Annotated in this window: 24 protein-coding genes; all 24 read right to left on the reverse strand. The window is 38.7% G+C overall.

What is annotated here, in order from left to right; translation table 11 throughout:
- Positions 1-228: 228 nt before the first annotated feature.
- The 24 genes from QZR70_RS01320 to QZR70_RS01435 all read right to left on the reverse strand — a co-directional run bounded on the left by QZR70_RS01320 (position 229) and on the right by QZR70_RS01435 (position 23,818).
- On the reverse strand, positions 229-1,443 hold the full coding sequence (locus QZR70_RS01320) for a DUF3084 domain-containing protein (RefSeq protein WP_295792562.1): 1,215 nt from the start codon (positions 1,441-1,443) through the stop codon (positions 229-231).
- Between the two features lie 87 nt (positions 1,444-1,530).
- Entirely contained in the window at positions 1,531-2,622 is a 1,092-nt protein-coding gene (locus tag QZR70_RS01325) for an LptF/LptG family permease (RefSeq protein ID WP_119207015.1), read from the reverse strand.
- Between the two features lie 9 nt (positions 2,623-2,631).
- Complete coding sequence (gene lptB / locus QZR70_RS01330; RefSeq protein ID WP_295792564.1) at positions 2,632-3,351, reverse strand: LPS export ABC transporter ATP-binding protein; 720 nt, start codon at positions 3,349-3,351, stop codon at positions 2,632-2,634.
- Between the two features lie 9 nt (positions 3,352-3,360).
- The gene (locus tag QZR70_RS01335) at positions 3,361-4,080 is read right to left on the reverse strand and encodes an LptA/OstA family protein (protein WP_295792565.1); all 720 of its coding nucleotides are present in this window, start codon (positions 4,078-4,080) and stop codon (positions 3,361-3,363) included.
- A gap of 14 nt (positions 4,081-4,094) precedes the next feature.
- A complete protein-coding gene (gene lptC / locus QZR70_RS01340) occupies positions 4,095-4,631 on the reverse strand; it encodes an LPS export ABC transporter periplasmic protein LptC (protein ID WP_024065922.1) in 537 nt (178 codons plus the stop codon).
- Positions 4,618-5,550 (reverse strand): lysophospholipid acyltransferase family protein, encoded by a 933-nt coding sequence (locus QZR70_RS01345; RefSeq protein ID WP_156719782.1) that lies wholly within the window; start codon positions 5,548-5,550, stop codon positions 4,618-4,620. Before QZR70_RS01345 ends, lptC begins: the two co-directional genes overlap by 14 nt.
- Before the next feature lie 13 nt (positions 5,551-5,563).
- Complete coding sequence (locus tag QZR70_RS01350; protein WP_295792569.1) at positions 5,564-6,085, reverse strand: HAD family hydrolase; 522 nt, start codon at positions 6,083-6,085, stop codon at positions 5,564-5,566.
- Entirely contained in the window at positions 6,085-7,056 is a 972-nt protein-coding gene (locus QZR70_RS01355; RefSeq protein WP_060924938.1) for an SIS domain-containing protein, read from the reverse strand. Before QZR70_RS01355 ends, QZR70_RS01350 begins: the two co-directional genes overlap by 1 nt.
- Before the next feature lie 11 nt (positions 7,057-7,067).
- Entirely contained in the window at positions 7,068-7,886 is an 819-nt protein-coding gene (kdsA, locus tag QZR70_RS01360) for a 3-deoxy-8-phosphooctulonate synthase (protein WP_024065882.1), read from the reverse strand.
- Entirely contained in the window at positions 7,887-8,618 is a 732-nt protein-coding gene (gene kdsB, locus QZR70_RS01365) for a 3-deoxy-manno-octulosonate cytidylyltransferase (protein WP_105094766.1), read from the reverse strand. It lies immediately after the preceding gene.
- 44 nt (positions 8,619-8,662) lie between these two features.
- Entirely contained in the window at positions 8,663-9,775 is a 1,113-nt protein-coding gene (gene lpxK / locus QZR70_RS01370) for a tetraacyldisaccharide 4'-kinase (RefSeq protein WP_295792572.1), read from the reverse strand.
- A 56-nt stretch (positions 9,776-9,831) separates the two neighbouring features.
- On the reverse strand, positions 9,832-11,136 hold the full coding sequence (locus QZR70_RS01375; protein WP_295792573.1) for a 3-deoxy-D-manno-octulosonic acid transferase: 1,305 nt from the start codon (positions 11,134-11,136) through the stop codon (positions 9,832-9,834).
- 2 nt (positions 11,137-11,138) lie between these two features.
- Complete coding sequence (locus QZR70_RS01380; protein ID WP_005387284.1) at positions 11,139-12,869, reverse strand: ABC transporter ATP-binding protein; 1,731 nt, start codon at positions 12,867-12,869, stop codon at positions 11,139-11,141.
- Positions 12,862-14,004: a lipid-A-disaccharide synthase gene (gene lpxB, locus QZR70_RS01385; protein WP_295792575.1), complete on the reverse strand. Its 1,143-nt coding sequence runs from the start codon at positions 14,002-14,004 to the stop codon at positions 12,862-12,864. Before lpxB ends, QZR70_RS01380 begins: the two co-directional genes overlap by 8 nt.
- Positions 14,004-14,840: an LpxI family protein gene (lpxI, locus tag QZR70_RS01390; protein WP_295792577.1), complete on the reverse strand. Its 837-nt coding sequence runs from the start codon at positions 14,838-14,840 to the stop codon at positions 14,004-14,006. The genes lpxB and lpxI overlap by 1 nt, the downstream gene beginning before the upstream one ends.
- Before the next feature lie 339 nt (positions 14,841-15,179).
- On the reverse strand, positions 15,180-15,992 hold the full coding sequence (gene lpxA / locus QZR70_RS01395; RefSeq protein WP_174683260.1) for an acyl-ACP--UDP-N-acetylglucosamine O-acyltransferase: 813 nt from the start codon (positions 15,990-15,992) through the stop codon (positions 15,180-15,182).
- A gap of 19 nt (positions 15,993-16,011) precedes the next feature.
- The gene (gene fabZ, locus QZR70_RS01400) at positions 16,012-16,437 is read right to left on the reverse strand and encodes a 3-hydroxyacyl-ACP dehydratase FabZ (RefSeq protein ID WP_004695477.1); all 426 of its coding nucleotides are present in this window, start codon (positions 16,435-16,437) and stop codon (positions 16,012-16,014) included.
- Complete coding sequence (gene lpxC, locus QZR70_RS01405) at positions 16,434-17,273, reverse strand: UDP-3-O-acyl-N-acetylglucosamine deacetylase (RefSeq protein WP_295233478.1); 840 nt, start codon at positions 17,271-17,273, stop codon at positions 16,434-16,436. Before lpxC ends, fabZ begins: the two co-directional genes overlap by 4 nt.
- 262 nt (positions 17,274-17,535) lie before the next feature.
- A complete protein-coding gene (locus tag QZR70_RS01410) occupies positions 17,536-18,438 on the reverse strand; it encodes a lysophospholipid acyltransferase family protein (protein ID WP_039969450.1) in 903 nt (300 codons plus the stop codon).
- 6 nt (positions 18,439-18,444) lie between these two features.
- Complete coding sequence (lpxD, locus tag QZR70_RS01415) at positions 18,445-19,476, reverse strand: UDP-3-O-(3-hydroxymyristoyl)glucosamine N-acyltransferase (protein ID WP_227720984.1); 1,032 nt, start codon at positions 19,474-19,476, stop codon at positions 18,445-18,447.
- A 31-nt stretch (positions 19,477-19,507) separates the two neighbouring features.
- Entirely contained in the window at positions 19,508-20,038 is a 531-nt protein-coding gene (locus QZR70_RS01420) for an OmpH family outer membrane protein (protein ID WP_005387264.1), read from the reverse strand.
- 11 nt (positions 20,039-20,049) lie between these two features.
- Positions 20,050-21,021, reverse strand: coding sequence for a hypothetical protein (locus tag QZR70_RS01425; RefSeq protein ID WP_295792581.1), 972 nt, complete (start codon positions 21,019-21,021; stop codon positions 20,050-20,052).
- 29 nt (positions 21,022-21,050) lie between these two features.
- On the reverse strand, positions 21,051-21,539 hold the full coding sequence (locus tag QZR70_RS01430; protein WP_295792582.1) for an OmpH family outer membrane protein: 489 nt from the start codon (positions 21,537-21,539) through the stop codon (positions 21,051-21,053).
- Positions 21,540-21,646: 107 nt separating this feature from the next.
- Positions 21,647-23,818, reverse strand: a complete 2,172-nt coding sequence (locus QZR70_RS01435; protein ID WP_295792583.1) for an outer membrane protein assembly factor — start codon at positions 23,816-23,818, stop codon at positions 21,647-21,649.
- Between the last annotated feature and the right edge of the window lie 128 nt (positions 23,819-23,946).

Raw genomic sequence — 23,946 nt, forward strand, 5'->3', positions numbered from 1 at the left:
CTGTTTTGTCATAATAATTTTACGACATACCATAGTACCAGAAGGTGTCACAATTGCTACACCTGTTTTTTCATTGCCTGGATCTACAGCCAAAATGTACGTAGTATCAGTCATATTACTATCCTCATTTCTAATACAGCATTTATATTTTAACACAAAACGAAGGTCTTATGTAAAAATTTACATAAGACCTTCGTTTAAAGTATATAAACCAAAATACTATTCAATTTAATAAGCTGGCATTTTAGCCTTATCATTAAAAACAGGCATTTGAGTAATACGTAACTTAAGATGTACAGGACCAGATGAATATGTATCACCATCAACATACGCTTCCACATGAACCTTGCCATGTATTGTAGCAATGCGACGAATAGCCGTAAACAAATCATCCCCTGGTATCGTTCCGATATCACCAGATAAGGAATCTGGAATTATGCCTTTCGCTCTCGCCTTTTCATTTACTTGCTTCAAGAATTGAAGCATAGCTGATTGAGCATTAGGCCCACCATCCATTACGGCAGAATGGATTACTTCTCCATTTTTATAAATAAATTGTTGTGGATATACTTGGATAACAGCCACTGCAGGTTCGCCAGCAATGATATTTCCAGCCGCTACAACTTGAACGACCATAGGAGTCTTTGCACTATTAAGCTTTTGTGTAGCCACCTCAATATTTTGACGGTCTACATACACAACAGCTTGCCCTTGATCTTCAATACCTAAGCGACGTAGTACCAATTTATTGGTGTCATCAATAATATTTTTGATGGCTGCTTGACTATCTTCTTCACTTAACCCAGGTCGAACAACGGCTTGTGCCAATAATTGATCAACTTGGAAAAGAATAGTCCCTTCACGCAAATGAATAATGCCATTTTGCAATTGTTCTTGCGTTGCTTGTAAATCCTTAATATGAGCTTCCATCTTAGCTCTTGTAGCTTCTAAGTCAGCTAACTTTTTAGATACTTCATCATATGAGGCTTGAAGTGTTGCTAACTCAGCTTCAGTAGCATCTTTGGCAGCTTGCGCACTAGCTAACTCCGCCTTGGTAGCTTCAACCTCACTGCGAATTTGCTCTATTTCAGCCATTCGTTCTGCTAGTTCTTGCTTATTTTGCTCAAGCAATGCTTGTCCTCGAATGAGCTCTTGCGTCTTAGCAGCCACCTCATCATTGAGTTGCTTCATATCCGCTCGCAACTGATCCATCCCAAAAAGTGCTGTTCTTACACTTTGAGAAGTAATGGTTAATACCCCTACTGTAGCAGCAGCAACTAATAAACCTGTTACGATAGTAACAATAATCGATGTATGCTTAGGCCTTAATCCAAAGAGGGACATGCGACGCTTACCAACTTTGGTGCCTAACTTATCCCCCATGTAGGCAATAAGTCCACCCATAAGGGCGATAATAACTAATATTTTAACACCTACTAACATCGAGTCCCTCCTTTCCTAAAATTACACAATTATTTAGTTCAAAAATATTATATTTCGTAAGTCAAATTTATTTCTTTATATACTAGGTTACTTGGATACACGCCAATTTAAATATAAACCTGCAATGATACCTAATGTATCTGGAATTAATGCAGCAAATACAGTCGGCAATGCCCCACCTTTACCTAATGCACCAGCAAATGTCATCACCCCATAGTAGATAAAGATGATTAAAATACTAATACCAAAGCCAATAGATGAGCTAGAGCGTTGTTTTTGAAGGCCTAATGGAGCACCTACAAGAGCAAATACAAAGCTAGCTAATGGAATTGTAAAACGTTGGTACATTTCCATTTCTAGTTTATTTGCATTCGTATACGCCGCCTTATACGCTTTAATTTGATGACGTAATTCCTTGATTGTTAATTCTTCTGGTTTACGTTGATCTTGTTGAATATCCTTTGGTGCAGATTTAATTGGCAAGGACTGCTCCTTAAATTTCATAGTACGTTCTACACCATCACCGGCGGAAATATCATAAATGATGCCGTTTTGCATCACCCAATATTGACCATTCCAAACGGCAGTATCTGCATTTTCAACCTGTTGTAACTTGCCACCTTCACCAAATTGTTGCACCGTAATCATACTTAACTGTTTAGTCTCTGCATTGTAGCTTTTAGCATACATCAATGTACCCAAATCATTACCATTCATTGTTTTTAAAACGATATGATTTTGTGTTTGAGGTGATGCATTTTTCATAATCTGTTCCCGTACAATTGTTTGATACATATTATTTGTACGTGGTACAACAAATTCATTAAATGCGACAGCCCCAATTGAGATGATGAGAGCGATGATGTATACCGGCATCGCTAAACGTAAAAAGCTAAGGCCACCGGCACGCATAACAACAATTTCACTGGTGCTACTCAAACGACTAAATGTCATAAGAGAAGCCAATAAAACTGACATAGGGAATGTTAAGATAACAATGCTTGGTAAAGCCAATACAAAGGCTTTCATAACAAGCAATAATGGAGCCCCATATTCAGTAATATATTGAGCAATTCTAAACAATGTGCCCGTACCAATAAAGATGCTGGTAAAAGCAAATACCCCAAATAGGAACGGTCCTACAAAGGCTTTTAGTATATATTTATCTAATAATCTCATAGTCCCCTCCTATAATCTAAAGTTATCCCCTAAGTAATGCTCACGAGCAATTGGATTGTTCGCGATTTCTTCAGGGGTACCTTCTAGGAGGATTTTACCACTACTCAAAATATACGCCTTGTCTACAATCCCCAATGTTTCACGTACATTGTGGTCTGTAATCAAGATGCCAATACCTCGATTTTTAACATGTAAAATAATTTGTTGAATGTCAGCAACCGCTATAGGATCGACACCAGCAAAAGGTTCATCGAGAAGAATAAAATTCGGTTCTAATGCAAGGCAACGAGCGATTTCTACACGACGGCGTTCACCACCAGATAGCTGCATCCCCATACGCTCCCGAACATGACCAATATGAAATTCTTCAATGAGGGATTCCACTATAGCTTCAATTTCATCAGATTTCTTTGATGTTGTTTGTAACATTGCACGAATATTATCCTCAACGGTCATAGAACGAAAGATTGATGCCTCTTGTGGAAGATACCCAATACCTTCAGCAGCGCGTTTATACATTGGAATATTCGTAATATCCTTGCCATCAACGGTAATGATACCAGAACTAGGTCGTTCAATGCCTACAATCATATAGAATGATGTAGTTTTCCCTGCCCCATTAGGACCTAGGAGCCCAACGACTTGCCCCTTATCAACGCGTAGACTAACCCCGTCTACTACATTGCGCCCGTTAAAGGTTTTGACTAAGTTTTTGGTTTCTATATACATATTTAATCCTTATTGATTTGGAACAATGATAAGTGTACTACGGCCACCTAATGTTTCAGCAGAATCATCGGCAAGACGGATTTTAAGCTCTGGTGCATTGAGCACATTACCGTTTTGAACAGCATGAGCAGAACCAGATAAAAGTACAACGCCATCATTTTGATTTGGTGTTTGTGTATAGGTAGCACGTTCTGCAGAGCCAGATACATTTCGTTCTGGGTTAGAGAATGTCACATCCCCTTGTGCCACTGCACGAATTTCTTTTAGCCAACCTTCTACTTGATTACCTGTCAAAGTAGTGCCTTCTGCAATCAAACGAGCATTGCCAGATACAAGACCATACTCTGTATCTGTATTATATTCAACTTTATCACCGAAAATTTGACGATCGCTACGTTGTAAATGAACTCCGCCATTAGCAGTGAATTTATTATTATTGTAACTGTGCACTGATTCTGCAGACATAGCCATATCAGAACCAATCATAGATACGCCGCCATCTAGATTTGCTTCCTGAGTTTTTGTATTATACCATCCATTGGCACCAGTCATCGTTTTATCAGCTTGAGTAATTACCACATTACCTTTTGCATCAGCAATTCCCGTATTGCCATCATAAGATAATGTATCTGCGCTAATAGTCAAAGGATCATTTGCGGCCCAAGCTGTAACAGATGCTGTCATAAGCATAGCCAAAATAGCCATACCAATCTGTTTTTTCTTATTCATTATATTTCCTCGCATTACTTCTTCGTTAACTTTGCATTACCAATAGCTTTAATTTTCTTCAAGGACATGTTGCCTTCAAGTTTATCACCAGTTAATGTTATATCTTTACCGTTATAGGTAAAGGCAGATTTAGATGTCAACGTTTTCGTCTTATTATCAAAGTGAAGTGCATCAGTTTTAAACTCAGCTCCATCAGTATTTGTGGCTGTAACACCTTGATCAATATCAAGGGAGTTACGATCACCGGTCAATACAGCGTGAGGTGCTGTGATTGTTGTAGTTACATCATCTTGATAGAAAAGACCTTTTAAATTAGTCAGCACAATAGCTTTTGTACGTGGATCATATTCAATCTTTTCAGCTGATAATGCCCATACTAGCTTGCCATCTTTTTCTTCTTGTAAATCGGCTCCTTGGAAATTAACTAGTTGTCCATTCTGATTTTGAGTGGTACCAACATCACCAGAGTCTTTCATAATATATACGATAAGACCAATCAGCGCCAACACTATGGCGGCCACTATGGCAATTAATTTTTTATTGTTTTTCATGTGCCCTCTCCCGTGCAGCTACCTTCTTATCATAATCAATAATTTGATCCATCTTAGTCATCCAACGATGTTGGAACCATAGCCACTCATCTGGATGCTCACGAATAAAGTCTTCTGTAACACGTACACATTCCTCAGTTAGACGATACATATCTGCATCTTCATCACCTGTATCAATATAATGTAAGGCTGGTAGAATGTGAACAATATGACCACCTTCTGGTTTTCGAGATGCAAAAATTGGAACTACTGGAGATCCAAATTTTCTTGCAAACGTAGCGGGACCAATAACGGCCGAGGAATCTTGGCCTAAAAATGGAACAGGTAAACCATGTATATAGCCATCTTGGTCAGCTAAAAAACCAAGTAATTTTTTCTTTTTTAATGCTTTAGCAGCAGAAACGATTTCATTGCCACCACTAGCAAACACATCAAGGCCCACCATCTCACGATATTCATTCATGAGACGTGTAAATTGAGCATTAGGTTGTTTCTTAACAATAGTAGTTGATGGATATCCATGAGCAGCCATGGCAGCCCCCATCCATTCCCAGTTGCCAACATGTCCAGTAAGAACAATGACACCTTTATCTTCAGCGATGGCTTTCTCTAAATGTTCTACGCCTCGCATTTCAATATGTTTATTGATAAAGGACTTTGTCAGATTTGGCATATATAAGACTTCCATAACACTACGGCCAAGATTCTTGAACAATTTTTCAATTAATTGCTCTGCCTCTTGATCATTCATGTTCATGCCAATCTTTATATTTTTTATACCTCTAAGTTTTTGCTTCTTCGCTATGAGGCCATATACTGGCCCTAAACTAGCGCCTATGAGCAAAATGAGCTTGTATGGCAGTCGGCAAACAAGCCAGCTAATACCTTTAACTAAATGGTATTGCCATTCGTTATTCATTCTGCCCACCTCCTTATTGTCCATGAGCATGGGCCTCTCGTGCATAATCTGCTACAACAGTTTCCCATAGTCCTTGTTTCTTCAAGATATATTCTACAGCCTCTCTAACGGCACCATGGCCTCCATTGACAGTAGATATAAATTTAGCTAATTCTTTGACCTCTGGTACCGCATTATTGGGTGCCATCGGTAGTCCTACAATTTGAAGAGCCCCTAAATCATTTAAGTCATCCCCCATGTAAGCAATCTCTTCTAAATTGATTTGATGCTCTTTACAAAGGGTTCTTAATGCTTCTGTCTTATTGGCATGCCCCATAAGCAATGCATCAAAATGAAGCTCCTTAGCACGTCGCTCAACCATAGGAGATATCCGTGCTGTGATGATGGCAAGCTTAAGTCCTACTTTTCGAGCTGCCGTTAATCCTAGGCCATCTTTTACAGAGAAAGACTTAAGCTCTTCCCCACTTGATGTATAGATTAGAGTACCATCAGATAGCACGCCATCAACATCAAGAACAATCCATTGAATATTCATTATACAATGCCTCTACGCAATAAATCCGTAATATGAACAATGCCTAGACATTTATTATCTGTATCTACAACTGGTAACACCGTAATAGGGCGTGGTTGATTTTTCTCCATTAAATGAAGAGCTTCAGCCGCTAATTTGTCCTTTGTAATCGTACGAGGCATAGAGGTCATCATATCCTCTACAGGCCATTCTAGGAAATTACTACCAGAATCTAATCCGCGGCGCACATCACCATCGGTAACAAGGCCTAATAAGTGACCTTCTTCATCAATAACATTAGTAGCACCTAAACCTTTTTCGGTCATTACAAAGAGTGCATCTCGCACTGTTGCACCTTTAAATACCGTAGGATTATCTTCACCACCATGCATAATATTTTCTACGGTCAACAATAATTTGCGACCAAGAGAACCACCTGGATGGAATACAGCAAAGTTTTCAGGTGTAAAGTGATGTCGTTCTAATAAGCATACTGCTAAGGCATCACCTAATGCTAAAGCAACAGTAGTACTTGTAGTTGGCGCTAACCCCAATGGACAAGCTTCACGTTCTACTTCAGCTAGCAATACAATATCAGAATTCTTAGCTAATGTAGATTCTGGTTTACCTACAACACAAATTAATTTTGCACCTATGCGACGTAAGGATGGTAAGATACTGATGATTTCGCCTGTTTCGCCACTATTGGAAAAAGCTAATACTACATCATCTTCTGTAATCATACCAAGATCGCCATGCACACCTTCACCAGGATGCATGAAAAGTGCCGGTGTACCAGTACTAGCCAAGGTAGCCGCAATTTTGCGACCAATATGACCAGATTTTCCCATACCAGTACATACTACACGGCCCTTACAAGCCAAAATCATATTTACAGCATTTACAAAATTGTGATCCAAACGAGAACTTAATTCCTCAATAGCACGTGCTTCCTCATGAAGTACCTGTGCTGCTTGTTCTAAAATAGTCACAAATACCGCCCCTAACCTTTTACGATTTTATCAATAGCTACTAAATCTCGTAGCAAAGCTTCAAAATTATCTAAGTATAACATGTTTGGACCATCGGATAAGGCTTCCTCTGGATTATCATGTACTTCAAAGAATAGACCATCTACACCACTTGCAACAGCGGCACGAGCCAAGTTTGGTACAAATTCGCGATTACCACTAGATTTAGTACCTGCGCCACCAGGTAATTGAACGCTATGTGTAGCATCGAATACTACTGGATAATCAAAAGAGCGCATAATTGGGAAAGATCTCATATCTACAACGAGATTGTTATAGCCAAAGCTAAATCCACGCTCTGTAAGCATAAGATTTTCATTGCCTGTTTCTTTCATTTTATTTAAGACATTTTCCATATCTTTAGGTGCCATAAATTGACCTTTTTTCACATTTACGCATTTGCCAGTTTTAGCTGCACCATATACAAGATCTGTTTGACGACATAAGAAAGCTGGAATTTGTAAAACATCCAATACTTCTGCAGCCGGTTCGATTTGTTCAATGGAGTGAATATCACTTACAACTGGTACATTCAGTTCTTTTTTTATAGAAGCAAGGATTTTTAGACCTTCCTCAAGACCTGGTCCACGGAAAGAACCGTAGCTAGAACGGTTGGCCTTATCGAAAGAAGCTTTAAAGATATATGGAACTCCTAAGCGTTCACAAATTTCTTTTGCTCGTTTGCCAATAGCCAATGTACGGTCATAATCTTCAATAACACAAGGTCCAGCAAGGACAAAAAGACCTTTACCGCCACCGACTGTAATATCTTTAATTTGAACTGTTTTCATTTATTTCTCCTCTTGCTCGTAAATTGCATTTACACGAGCTAAGTCTTCCGGTGTATCAACACCGATAAATCGTTTATCTGTAAGAATAACACGAATAGTATAGCCATTTTCAAGAGCGCGCAATTGCTCTAACGATTCGGTTTGCTCCGCTGGTGTTGGTTCCATCTTTGCATAGTTTAATAAGAAATCTCTACGATATGCATAGATGCCAATATGTTTTAACGGCGCACGTACAAAATCATGACGTGGATACGGAATTAAGGATCTAGAAAAATACATCGCATCATTGCGATTATTTAAAATAACCTTTACAGCTGATGGTTCATCGTATTCATCCTCTAATAAAGGAGTGGCTACGGTAGCCATTTGTAAGTTTGGATCTTCTTCAAAAAGTTGGGCCAATTCATCAATAAGTTTTGGCTCAATCATAGGTTCATCACCTTGAACATTAATAATGACATCTAAGTCTGTATAATGATTAGCAACCTCGGCTAATCGATCAGTTCCTGTAGGGTGATTCGGGTCTGTCATCATAACAGAACCTCCAAAGTTTTGAACTGCAGAATATACACGTTCATCATCTGTAGCAACAATAGTACACTCAGTTTTTGTCGCTTGTGACACTCTTGCATAAACACGTTCAATCATTGGTTTACCTGCTATATCCGCTAATGGTTTTCCTGGTAATCTTGTAGAACCATAACGAGCAGGAATAACGCATCCAAACTTCACAATAATCCCCCATTTCTGTTATTCGTGTATCTAATTATTATACACTAAATCTCTAAATTTTCTATGAATTCTTGTTTTTCAGAGATGAACTCAATTCCAATAGATAGCACTAGAATCGGCATTTTCAAGTCTTCAATTGCATGCAATTGACTTAACTTCACCGCATCCTTCTCCGTGATACAAATAGCATCTGCTTGATGAGCAAATGCCTCTTTCCAAATATCTACAACATCATCATTTTCGAAATTATGATGATCACCAAATGGCATTGTATGGACCACATTATATCCGATATCGGTCAATGTTTGTGTAAAGGATTGAGGGTTCCCAATACCACTAACCGCCATGATTCGATGCTTTTGATATGTATCGACTGGAGAACCATTTTCTCCGTTGGCCCACTCATCTAATGTATACATACATTGAGGCTTGTGGATTGTTTCATATACAGGTGTATTAGGTAACATATGAGCTAAACGCTTACGGATACCTGAAACAACACCTGGTGCCACTTGATCCACCTTGGTAAGAACAATAATACTAGCTCTTTGTAAGCCACTAAGCGGTTCTCGTAATAAACCACGAGGTAATACATGCTCATAACCAAATGGATTAGAAGCATCAATAAGAACGATATCAATATCTCGAGCTAATGCGCGATGTTGAAAGCCATCATCCATAACTAAACAATCTGCACCGAGCTCATTTATAGCAATTTCTGCAGATTTAGCCCGTTCACGGCCGATGATCACATTAGACTTTTGTAATACTTTGGCTAACAACCAAGCTTCATCACCACTAATAAATGGCTCTACCAACATAGCACCATCTTTAGAAATAATTATATTTTTCTTATTGTCCTCAGCCCGATAGCCACGACTTAGCACAGTAGGATGGAGTCCTTTTCGGGCGAGTACATCACATATAAATCTCACCATTGGGGTTTTACCTGTACCACCAGCAGTAATATTACCAACACTGATAACCGGAACAGTAACTTTAGTAACCCCTTTTCCCGCATCAAATCGAGCATTTCGTATTGATACAGCCTTTTCGTAACCTTTACTTAGAAAGCCCAAGCTGGAACGAGCTATATCACCTAATATGGATTGATTCTCACCACTAACGATGGATTTAAATAATGCTTCCCCACTCATAGGTGACTCCTCCTATTATGTAACATCATAGATGAATCTAATAAATTATATCTAGCTTATGGAATAATATGGTGTTTTTCAAATAACTGACGTAACTCTTGTGTATTGCGTTGTGTAGCACCGCGATTTTCACGAATAATATCAAGACAGTTTTGCCCCATTTCCGTTGATAAATCCTTATCCTTACATAATCGCAATACCATATCAGTTAATTCTTTACCATTCTTCACCTGCTCACAAGCATGACGAGAATGTAATAAAGCGAAAATCTCTTTGAAATTGAACATATATGGTCCTACAAGAATTGGTTTACCATGTGCTGCCGGTTCGAGAATATTATGGCCTCCAGTTTTCACAAGAGAACCCCCAACAAAAATAATATCCCCTAAGCTATATAAACGACCGAGTTCGCCAATAGTATCCAAAACAACTACAGGTATTTCTTCATGAACTGGCTCTGTCATATCACTACGACAAATAGCATTTAATTCATAACGCTTCGCTAGATTTTGAACATCATGACCGCGATATATCTCACGAGGCGCAATTAGTAAACGAGCTTGAGGGTATTCTTGTAATACTTGTTTAAAGGTCTCAAATATTGTTTCTTCCTCACCCTTATGTGTACTACCAGCAATAATTATAGGGTGATTATTACCAAAGCCAAACTCTTCAAGAAGTGATTGTTTTTCTTCGTTTGATACAGTAGCGTACGTTTGGTCGTACTTCATATTCCCTGTTACAGTAATATCTGGTGTATGAGCTCCTAACACTTCAATATGTGCTGCATCAAACTTAGATTGCATACAAAAACGTTCAATAGAACGCAACATTTCTTTTGTAAATGCACTAATATATTTATAGCGTTTCATACTACGATCAGAAATCCGCCCATTAACCATCATAACAGGAATATCTTCTGATTGCGCAATGCGCAAGAAATTTGGCCAAATTTCTGTTTCTACAAGTAAGATAGCAATAGGTTTAATAATTTGCAAAATCTTACGCGTCAAATACGGTAAATCTAGAGGGAAGAAAATAATCCCTTCAGCCTCTGGTATGATGCGATGGGCCATTGCATGGCCTGTTGCAGTTACAACTGACACCACAACAACCGCTTCAGGAAATTCCTTTTTTACTTCCTTCACTAATGGACTAGTAGCTACAATTTCCCCTACAGAAGCAGCATGAATCCAAATAGCACGACGTCCTTCAATTTTTTTTAGTAGTGAGGCTGGCATATAGCCTGCACTCTGTTTGATACGCTCATAAAATCCATCTTCAAAGGCAAGGCGGTATAGAATAACCGGAATCAAGCCAATCCAATAAAATATGAGCAATACGTTATATATCCAGTACATGATTATCCTTTGTTGGAGAATTGAACGGAATAGAGATGATTGTACAATCCGCCATCAACAGCTAATAGCTCTTGGTGAGTCCCCTGCTCTACCAAGTGGCCTTGATTAAGTACAACAATTTGATGAGCATTTTGAACTGTGCTCAATCGATGGGCAATTACAAATGCAGTACGCCCTTTCATAAGGCGATCTAGCGCCTCTTGTACAAGCTTTTCACTCTCAGTATCTAATGCAGATGTCGCTTCATCTAGAATTAGAATACGTGGGTCTTTCAAAATAGCACGTGCGATAGCTACACGTTGACGTTGACCACCAGATAAGGAACTGCCTCGCTCGCCCACCACTGTGTCGAGACCATCAGGCATCTTTTCTACGAATTCAAGTACATTGGCAGCCTTAGCAGCTTCATATACTTCTTCATCAGTAGCATCTAATCGACCATACAAGATATTCTCTTTAATTGTGGCATTAAACAACACAGTTTCTTGTGGTACAAGCCCGATTTGTTCACGTAACGATTTAAATGTAACATCTTTTACGTCATAACCATCAATCGTGATAGCGCCACCCGTTACATCGTAGAAGCGAGGTAACAAATTCGCCAGAGTCGTTTTACCAGCACCAGATGGACCAACAAGAGCTACGCTTTCACCAGCCTTAACAGACAAAGTAAAGTTTTCGAGCGCTGTTTTTTCACCATCGTAAGAGAATGAAACATCTTTAAATTCTACATTGCCTTTGATAGATGGCAACGTAATAGCATCAGGTTTTTCCACAACGTCAGTTTTAGTATCTAAAATTTCAAATACACGATCAGCTGCAGCCAATGCTTTTTGAATATTGCCATACACTTGGCTCAAGCGTTTAACTGGGTTAGACAAGTTGATTGCATAAATTAGGAACGCAATCAAAGAACCTGCTGTAATAGTCCCTGTTACTACAGAATAGCCACCATACCAAAGGATGACTGCCACCGCAATAGCCGCAGAAAACTCAACCATTGGACTTAGTAAACTAGTCAACTTAGTAGCTTTAATAACAGCTTTAAAGTTGCGATCATTTTCATCTTCAAAACGCTTCCGTTCAAAATCTTCACGAGCGAATGATTTTACTACTCGAATAGCGCTGATTACCTCTTGTAAAAGTGCTGTAATATCAGCCACACGGCCTTGTACATCATGACCTGCTACACGAAGCTTTTTACCAAATACATTGATAATTACTAGCACTACTGGAACTGTAATAAAGGTAACAAGTGTCAATTTCCAGTCAATAAGTAGCATAGACACGAGAGAACCGATAAGTGTTACAGATTCCGTAATAAAAGAAATCAAATTATCAACTACAGCAGTCTGAAGTGCAGCAACGTCATTGGTAAGATTACTCATGATAACGCCAGTCTTACGACGATCAAAATAAGATAAGCTTAATTTTTGTAGATGATTAAAGATGGCCTCCCGTACATCGATGATGACACGTTGTCCAATGTAAGACATATTATAGGTTTGACCATATGTAGCAAAGCCACGAATTAAGAATATAAGAATGATAGACCCTACTATGAGGTTCAACATAAACATATTCTTATCATCTAATACTTGGTCTACTACATTTTTAATAAGCCAAGGCACTACCAAGTATGCCGCAGCTGCGACGATCATGCAGAACACTGCAAAAATCATGCGCTTATAATAAGGCTTTACAAAATATAAGAGCCTAGAATAACTATTCATTACATTTCTCCTTACCGAGGTTATATACCAGTTCTGCTACGCGCTTTACAGCACCTGGTTCACCTAATTTATGATGTACTTCACGCAATTCGCTACGCATCGCTTCATTGCGTTCCACATCAGTTAGAAGAGGTTCCACAAGAGATACAATAGCCTCAGGTGTCACTGCATCTTGTAATAACTCAGGAATTACTTCTTTGCCAGCTACAATGTTTGGCAAACCTACATGGGTCACATTGACGACCATCTTACCAATGCCATATGTAATTGGAGATACTCGATACAATAAAATAGTTGGTAACTCCATCATAGCTGTTTCTAATGTAGCTGTACCTGATGCGGCGAGACATACATCACAAATCTGCATCAAATCATATGTATGGTCTTCTGTAATCGTCACCGGCACTTTGTGAGCATCGATGAAAGTTTCTAATTCACTACGATCGATGGTATGTGCGCGAGGCAAGAAGAATTGAATATCCTCATGGTTCGCCATCAATTGCTCGCCACTTTTTAACATCGTATCTAGCAAGGATAGTACCTCTTGCTTACGGCTACCTGGCATGAGCAATACTTTTTTAGCATCCTTACGAGCTCCAAAGTATTCTTCAGATTCCTCTTTTGTCATCGTCGGATGTACGATATCCAATAGTGGATGGCCTACAAATTCTACATCGCATTTATATTTACGATACGCTTCAGCTTCAAAAGGAAAGATAGATGCTACCTTAGTGACATACTTGCGAATTGTATTCCCACGGCTACTATGCCATGCCCAAATCGTAGGAGCAATATAATAGAGAACGGGAATTCCCAATTCATGAGCTACAGCTGCAAGTTTCATATTAAAACCAGGGTAATCTACACAGACGAGAATATCTGGTTTTTCCTTCATCATGACGCGTTTTAAATATGTGCGAAGTTTAAAGAATTTTGGTAAGGATTTAACAATCTCTACAATCCCTATAACACCTAAATTTTTAATATCATATACGATACGAACACCAGCGCGTTCCATCAAGGTGCCACCCATACCAAACATATCGACCGAAGGATCTATTTCTTTTAGTGCATTAGCAACACTGGCCGCATGAGTATCGCCGGATGCTTCACCGGCGGAAAACATGACTTTCATTATGCATCCTTTCTGGAATTCACAAATTCTTGGTCTACAGCACAGATGACAATACCATGGCGATTAGCCATATCAAGTACGTCTTCTTGCTGAACAAAAATAGTCTTTTCTGCTTCAACAGCTAACACTTTACAGCCACTATCAATCATAGACATTAATGTTTTAATCCCCACAGCAGGTACATCAAAACGCACGTCTTGATTTGGCTTTTCTGTTTTTACTACAACAGCCTCACCACGGCCAAGCTCACCACCGCGCAAAATACACTTATCAGTACCCTCAATGGCTTCAATCGCCATCGCCGCTTTATGCTTAACAACAACGGTTTGTCCAATATCCAGGCCGCCCATTTGTTTCGCTAATTCAAAGCCAAAGCAAATATCTGCCCATTGCTCATCAGTTGGTTGTGTTTTTGAAAGCACCCCCACCTTTGGCATAAATGGTTTAAGGTATACAGTTTGATCTAACACTTTAAACCCTTCTCGTTCGATTTCATCTACGATAGCGAGCATGATAGTGTCATCTTTACGATTTTTAAGGCGTTTAAGAACACCTAAGGTTTTTAAATCAGGGAATGTAAGACCTTTGAAGAGAATTTCCTTAGTCACTTTACCTAACATAGTTAATTCTTCAACGCCTTCTTTTTTCAAGGTTTTAAAAATCTTACCTAATTTGGCAACACCAATATCATAGAAAGCATCGGCCTCAGCCTTTAAAGCCGGGTCTACATCTGGAACTACACCGATAACCACTACCTCATGACCTAATACATGAGCAGCGCGCATGAATTCTACAGGCAAAACACCAATGCCTGCAATCAATCCTACCTTTGCCAAGACTATACCTCCTAGATGACCTACGGCCTATATATCAATGAGTGATTACAAATTTACAATACTTAATGCCTCAAAAAAGACATAATCATATACAATATATTGTACTATAAATAGGCATTTTTTACCATTAAAACACCATGTTTTATGCCTATTTCTTCAACATTTTAGTAGATTTTTTTTATTCCTCTTTTTACGTCTTATGAACGCAAAAAAACTTCAAATATTTTATCAAAATATTTTATATGTATGACCTAATGTTATAAATTTCACATCCCATTAAAAGCATGATATTTATTAAGTACATAAAAAGACCTCGTACATAGTACGAGGTCTTTTGAATTAGTCACGACGTGTACGCATAATACCACGATCGGCATTGCGTAAGAAGCGTAATAAATTTTCAATTTCTACAGAAGAATCAAGTTGCATTTCCATTTCTTCGATAGCCTTAGATAAACTAAAGCCAGAACGATAAATAATACGGAATGCTTGTTTTAAATCTCGGCGTACTTCTTCTGAAATGCCCGCACGAGACAATCCAACAGAGTTAAGGCCAATAACACGTGCTGGTTGACCATCAGCAATGACATATGGTGGAATATCTTGAACCACCTTTGCCATACCGCCAACCATTGCATTACGACCAATTTTAACAAACTGATGGATACCTGCAAGGCCGCCAATAACAACGCGATCTTCAACGATAGCGTGACCAGCAAGGCCTGCACAGTTACTCATAATTACATTATTGCCAACGATACAGTTATGAGCCACATGTGTACATGCTTGAAGCAAGCAATTATTACCTACACGTGTTTCTTCACCTTCTCCAGTAGCGCGGCTAATAGTTACGAATTCACGGATAACCGTTTCATCGCCAATATTACAATAGCTTTTTTCGCCTTTAAATTTTAAATCTTGCGGTTCCAACCCAATAGATGCGTTAGGATAAATCTCACAACGCTTACCAATGGTTGTCCAACCACCAATTACAACATGTGCACCGATTTGTGTGCCATCGCCAATCTCGACGTGTTCGCCGATTACGGCGCCAGGACCTACGATTACATCTTTGCCCAATTTAGCATTTGGATGGACTATGGCTGTACTATGGATGTTGGATTCTGCATTTTCCATGCCTACAACTATCACTACAATCACTCCTCAATCATTATACAAGGGCAAACATGTATTCACCGCTAGCGCACAATTTGTCGCCAACATAGGCACGGCCTTCAACCTTACCCATTTTACCTTTGATCTTTACAATATCAACTTCCATACGTACTTGATCACCAGGTTTTACAGGATGACGGAAACGAACTTTATCAATACCTGTAAACATAGGTGTAAGACCGCGGTTTTCTTCAGGATATAGCAAAGCAATACCACCAACTTGTGCAATAGCCTCAGTCAATAACACGCCTGGCATTACTGGATTACCTGGGAAGTGTCCTTGGAAGAACAATTCGTTGAATGTAGCATTTTTAATACCCACAGCGCGTTTCATAGGTTCTAACTCAACGATGCGATCTACCAAAAGCATAGGATAACGATGAGGTAAAATTTCTAAAATGTCTTCGTGATTAAGAATCATGGCTGTGTCTCCCTTATTTCTTCCATTATACTGCGAGCCAATCTTGAATTTAATTCATGACTCGATTTTAAAGCAATTACATGACCTTCAATTGGTCCCAATAAGAATAAGTCGCCCATTACATCTAATGCTTTGTGACGAACTAATTCGTCGTCAAAGCGAGGTACAGACAAACACTTCTCATCATCATAAACTAAAGCATTATCAAGGTTACCACCTTTTGCAAGACCCATAGCCTGTAATTGTTCCAATTCCTTCATAAATCCGATAGTTCTTGCAGCACTGATGTGTTCTTTAAAGTATTCTGGCGAAACTTCAAAATCACAATGTTGCGTACCAAGTAACGGATGGCTGTTAATCGATGTAAATGTAATGCGATAGCCGTCATATGGTAAAATAACTACAAAACGATCACCATCATATATAGCGTGAGAACGTGTCACTTTATATACTTGACGTGGCGCTGTTTGTTCTTGAATGCCTGCCTCTTCTATGAGACCTATAAAAACTGCACTACTGCCATCACCTACAGGAGGTTCAGGAGAATCCATCTCGATATAACAGTTATCAATATTCATAGCACTGAACGCAGCCATCACATGTTCTACAGTGAAAACCTTCGCTTCACCATTTTCCAATGTAGTAGCGCGCATAGTGTTCGTCACATTATCAATGTGTGCTCGCACAGAAGGATGCCCTTCAATGTCCGTGCGGACAAACACAATTCCTGTATTTTCAGGTGCAGGTTTGAAAACCATATTTACTGGTTCACCGCTATGAAGGCCAATCCCTTGATATGAAACAGCCTGTTTTATTGTTTGTTGTGGCTTACTCATAAGAAAGTCCTTTCATAATCTGAATTCACGTTTACTATACACCAATATGTATTATACCCTATTTGCATAGGTGATACAAGAAATTTACCATATATTCAGTGATTTTGAAAGCATTTTTCACATAATTAAATTTATATAAATTTAATTATAAATACTGTATTATACACCATAAAAATAAAAGAGACTTTACGATGCTTAATTTATGAGGCATTTAAATCAATACTACATAAGCAGGCATGTAAAATCTCTTTATATTTATTAACTAGTGAAATACATCTGGAGGCGTTTCAATTTGTTCGCCATAAAAACGACGTGTCCACTTCCAACGATTGTGAAGCCAGAACCAATCTTCAGGATATCTCCGAATATAATCTTCAATAAACTCATTCAAAAGAGTTGTGGTAACCGCTATATCACGCTTTTTATCATCTGTACGCTCCACATAAATTGGTGGATGTACCTCAATCTCATATTTTTCAGAAAACGGACTATAATGTATAGTCACAAAAATGATGGGTACATCTTGCATACGAGCTAATACAGCCGGACCTGCAGCCGTCAAAGTTTCATAACCAAAGAAGGGAACAAGCACACCATCATCGCCAGGATCCTGATCCATAATAAGGCCTAAAAAAGCACCTTTTTTAAGTTCATTGATCATTTCTCGCACACCTGTTTTATAGGTTACATGTTGGTGCATAATACGACGATATTCATTGATAAACTTGTCCGCATCACCATTCTGTTTCATTGCCACAGAAATCAACGGATACCCTTCCGAAGCAAGAACACCACCAAGGAGTTCCCAGTTACCACTGTGAACAGCGGCTAAGATTGCACCTCGACCATTTTCCAAGGCATCATCTAGGTATTCTCGATTAATAAACTCTACCATATCTTTGTATGCGCCATCCTTAATCTCTGGATAGCGTAGTACATCAATAATCATGCGACCAAAGCGTGTAGTACTAGCTTTCGCAATACGTCGAGCTTCTTTTGGATCATCTGTAATATTACAGAATAGAATTTGGCCTATTGCTAGGCGTTTGCGTTTAGGCGGTACCGCTAACCACGCAATTTCACCAAGCAATGTACCAATAGCATATTGCAAACCTTTAGGTAATAAGCAAATAAAGGCACTAAAGATTTTCATAAACCTATACATGGATTATTAGCTCTCCTTAAGCTGTGCTTTCAAAGCGTCAATTTCTTTTTGTAATTGTTTTACAGTTTTCACCATATCTGGCAAACGATTTTCATAAGCAGCCAATTTTAACCATTCTTTATGAGGTCTCATTGGATAGCCCGCCATAATAGAGTTGGATGGTACATTACCTGTAATACCAGTTTTACCAGCAAACTGTACATTATCACCAATCGTAATATGACCAGTACAACCAGTTTGTCCAGCAAAAATAACATGATTACCACATTTAGTACTTCCTGCAATACCAACTTGAGCGATTAAGAAGCAATCTTCACCAATTTCAACATTGTGACCAAGATGAACAAGATTGTCAATCTTAGTACCACGACGTACTAAAGTAGATCCCATTGTAGCATTGTCGATAGTTGTACAAGACCCAACTTCAACATCATCTTCGAGAATAACATTACCAACTTGTGGAATATGTGTATGTACACCATTTTCTGTAGCAAAGCCAAAGCCTTCGCCACCAATTACGGCCTTAGCACGTAATACAACGCGTTTGCCTAAAATACAATTTTCATGAACAATAGCGCCAGCGTAAATATCAGAACCTTCGCCAATACGCACATTATGTCCAATATAAACATATGGACGTATTGTTACATCATCACCAATGACTGCATTATCATTAATTACACAATAGGCACCAATAGCTACATTTTTGCCTATTGTTACATTGTTACCAATAATAGCTGTGCTATGCACCTCTCTAGGAACAACAACAGGTGGATGGAAGAGTTCTAACACTTGTGCAAATGCTGCTTTTGCATTATCGACTACGATTTGTGCCATCGGTGCATCTTTCACTTCAGATTCAACGATCACAGCACCCGCTTGGCATAACGCAATATGTTCAACATATTCACCTACTGCAAAAGTTATGGATTGTTTTACTGCTTGTTCAAAGCTACGTGTTTCAGTAATAACAATAGAGCCATCACCTACAACACGACCGCCTACTAATGTTGCGAGTTCCTGTAAAGTTTTTTCCAAGGTAAACTCCTCCCCCTGTGATAATTCTTAATTATTGTGCACTTTCTTCAGTATTAACTGCTGTAGCTTGACCAGATTGTTGAGCATTTTGTTGCGCATCTTGTTGTTCTTGCGCTTTAGCTGCATTTTCAGCTTCTTTAATTTGGTCATCAGAAGCTTTACCCATCTTCGCGATCAAGTCGTCAGTTACATCAGAACCGCCGCCTACAACAGCACCTTTTTCAATAACTACATCAAGTTTTTTCTCTTTTACGAGTTCACCAACTTTTTGTTCTTGATATTGACGATATTCTTGAGCTTTTGCATTTGCAAAGGCATTTAATTCTTGATTAGCTTGGTTAAATACATTTTGTTTAGATGCTTCATCAGCAGCAGCAATTTTAGCATCTAGCTCAGCTTTTTTAGCGTTAATTTCTTTAGTAATTTCAATACCTTTTTCAGTACTATTTGCTACTTTCACGCTATCAACGTAACCAACATTATTAGAACCACAACCACCTAAAATAGCCATGGAAGCTACTAAAGATGCACCTAATACTAAAGATTTAATACGTTTATTCATAATATAACTCCTTATTGAACTCGATAGGACGCCTTCACTGCATCAGTAATATCAAGCCCCTTAATATTACCACCATCGTCGATGATGACTAAATCCAAATGTTGTTCCTCTGCAATAATTGCTACGCGCATACGAACATCTTCTAAAATGGCTTCATGAAGTGCACTCACTTCAGCTTCCTTATCTGAAAGCTTTTTAGCCCAAGAATCATTCCAATCCTGTGCTACAGGTAAGTTATTATTAGCAATGATCGATTGAGCTTGTTGTTGAACCATAGTATCACGTTTAGCCGCCAATTCCTTTTGCAAGGATGCAGCATATTGGTTAAGTTCTTCTTGACCCTTTTGTTGCATAGGCGCAAGTTCTGCCTGTACTTTAGCCTTAATAGAGTCTACATCAAGATTCGATGGTTTTCTCTTAGCTAATAATTCCTTTAGTCGCTCCTCTTTCTTAGCCTTTTCTGCCATAGCTGCTTGCTTTTGTGCATCATCAATATATACACGAGCATCATAAGCATATAAATCTAATTGGAGATTGACGATTTCAAGATCATATTCATTGGAACTAACCTTTAATTCCGCCAAATATTTTTGAGTAAGTTCGTTTCGTTTTGCATTCAATTGCTGATTCAATTCATTTTCTTTTGTTGCAATACGAGTTTGCAATTCCACCGTAAGAGCATCTGACAAGGTTGAATCTAACGCAAGAGATTTCAACTGTTCCTCTTGTGTCTCTGACTTGGCATTTAGAGCTTGTTGTTCTAATTCATATTGACGTTGCAAAAGATCCAATTCATTTTTAGCTTGTTTATAATCCTCATAGGAAGGATTAAATTCTAATACATCATCAATACGTACAACACCTATTGATACCCCATCAGGACTCTGCTGACGATTTGTCACAAAACCATAGGCCCAAACCATAGCACATAATGCAACAACGAGAAATATGGCAAATCCAATATATCGTTTTTTCCCGTTCATTGTCGTTCTCCCTTACATAGAACTACAGTTTATTTTTTGGCATCAGAAGCTAGTTTTTTCAATACTTGATCTGTAATGTCTACGCCACCGTATAATACAGTGTCTTTAGTCATAACAACGCTAAGACCTTTAGCATCGCCAACTGCTTTTGCAGCCTCCATAGCTTTATCTTGAACAGATTTGGCAATCTCTTGATCTTTCTTTGCTAAGTTTTGACGAGCTTCTTCAGCAAGTTTTTGTTTAGTAGCATCATCTTGAGCTGCATCAATTTTAGCTTGTGTTTCTTGTTGTAATTGGCTTTGATAGCTCATATATTCTTGAGCTGCAGAGATATAAATTGGATTATCTTGAGACATCATACGAGATGTATCGATAACACCAATTGTACTATTACCGCTATTACCGCTTGGCGTAGCCATTTGTGTATACGCTAATGCGCCAATACCAATAATAAAAATAGCAGCAATGACGATGGAAAAGATTTTCACATTCGCCTTGTTGTTCATCATTCGCATCATAATAGAGTGCCCTCATTTCTTTAAATTACTGCATCAAAGGATGCCATATAGAGATATTGGTGAAAGCCTCTTTAGAAAAGAGGCCTCCACCATATACATTTACTATATTAGAATTGTGTGCCGAAGCTGAAGTGGAATTTATTTTTGTGTTTACCCACGCCATAATCAAGTTTAACTGGGCCAATTGGTGTAGTAATACGAACACCAGCACCAACGCCATAGTTAAATGTTTTCTTGCTGTTATACCAAGAAACATTTGGTGCATCCCATGCATCACCGATATCAGTGAACAATACACCACTAACCTTTTTAACGATTGGGAAGCGGAATTCCAATGTAGCATTGTACATGTACTTGCCACGGAATTGATCATCTTCGTAACCACGTAAGGAGTCTGCACCACCCAATGTGAACAATTGGCTATAAGGAGCATCACCTTGGATAAAACCACCACGTGCGCGGAATGCCAATACATTCTTAGCACCTAGTTTTTTATACATACGTGTTTCAGCTGTGAATTTATAGAAGTCGAAGTCACCGCCTAAACCATGACCAGCCCATTGCGCTGTATAAGAAATACGACGACCACGTGTAGGTTCATAAATATTATCACGGGAATCGTATACCTTTTGCCATGTAATGGAGTTGATACGGCCAAAGTTTTTATCTACATATTTATCATTTGCAAAGTTGTAGGAACCATTATTCCAATTTTTACCTTTGCCCGCATTTTTATCGTAACGGAAGCCGGAGCTGTCATCCTCATCCCATTTATAGGAATCTTTACGGGATTCAAGAGTCAAGTAGTCACGAGTATATTCCCCTGTTTGACGACCGAAGGAAATATTGAAACCACGAGATTTCTTGTTATATTCAGCTACTTCATTACCATCTTCGTTGTAATCAGTGTATTCATCTTCACGGTTGAAGAAGGAGAAGCCAAGAGATGTACCTTTGCTATCAATCCAAGGTTTCAAGTAAGAGATTTGGTAGTTTTTATATTTTTTCTTACCACCGATTTCCCAGTGAACTTTGAATTTATCACCAGTACCGCGGAAGTTATCTTCACCAAATTCAATGATACCCATCAAACCATCAGACTTGGAGTAACCAGCACCTAATGTAATAGTACCTGTTTTATGTTCCAAAACATCGATTTCAATGATTACATTGTTAGGATCTTGATCGCCAGGCAACATGCGAACATTTACATCATCAAAGAAGCCTAGGTTGTATACGCGTTCTACAGAACGGCGTACCAAGAATTTATTGAAAGGTTTACCTTTCTTTTGAACGAATTCGCGAGTAATAACTTTATCGCGAGTTTTCTTGTTACCAGCAGGAATGATATCTTCAACAATACCTTCTACGATATGAACATGAAGCACGCCTTGGTCATCTACGCGAATACCATCAACATGTGCCAACATATAGCCATCGCGAGCGTATGCTGCGTTGATACCTTGAACCTTTTGGCCTACGTATACAGAGTTAAGAACTTGACCTGGTTGAAGGTCCATGAATTTAGTCAATACTTCAGAAGTATAAACTGTATTACCTTCGAAAGCTACACCAGTAGTAATTGGATTTACTGTAACAGCAAAGTCCAATTTAACGCCTTCAGGTACTGTTGTAAATACAGGGTTTACTTCAGAGAAGTAACCAGTATTACCAAGGTTAGTTACGTCTTTAAATACACCATCAACAGATACAGCATCGCCGATTTTTTCTGTCAAGATAGGCAATAATTGTGCTTGTTGTTCAGCTGTTACACCAGAAATAGATAAACCAGTAATCAATTTACCTACATATGGATTAATAGACTCAGCATTAGCAGATGTAACATATTGAGCTTCTACAGTTGTAACAGCTTGAGTTTGGCCATTTTCAGCAGCCTTATCGAGGTCAGTACCACCAGTAGTTTTAGACACCATTTTTACTTGTTTGTCATCTGTTTTCAAAGCAGCATTATTGACTGTAACAGTTCCGTCAGAACCTCTAACTACAGTACCATCGCTAGATACAGTTGTATCACCACGAGCTGCTAAGATAGCTGCATCAGTTTCATCTTGTGTTGTTGCAGGTGTAGCTGCATCAGCATTGTAAACAGCTTGTGTAGTAGTAGCATCATTAGTAGTTGCTGCACTAGTTGTTGTTGTGTTATTTAAATCTGGAGTATAGCCAGCTTGTACCTCTGCAGCAAATACACTGCCTGTCCCCATGACAGCAGTCAACACAGATGCTGCAAGCATACTTTTATAGGCTTTTGGTTTAAACATAAATTCCTCCTAGAACTCATCCCCATAAAAAGTTTACATCTTGTTTTATAAAGACTAATAAATCTTTATTATTATAGCATAAAATACTGGGAATGAGTACTATATTAAACAAATTTTATGAAATTAAT

Origin of the sequence: uncultured Veillonella sp., from assembly GCF_900545205.1 — a bacterium.
In the GTDB taxonomy this organism is placed as follows: Bacteria; Bacillota; Negativicutes; order Veillonellales; family Veillonellaceae; genus Veillonella.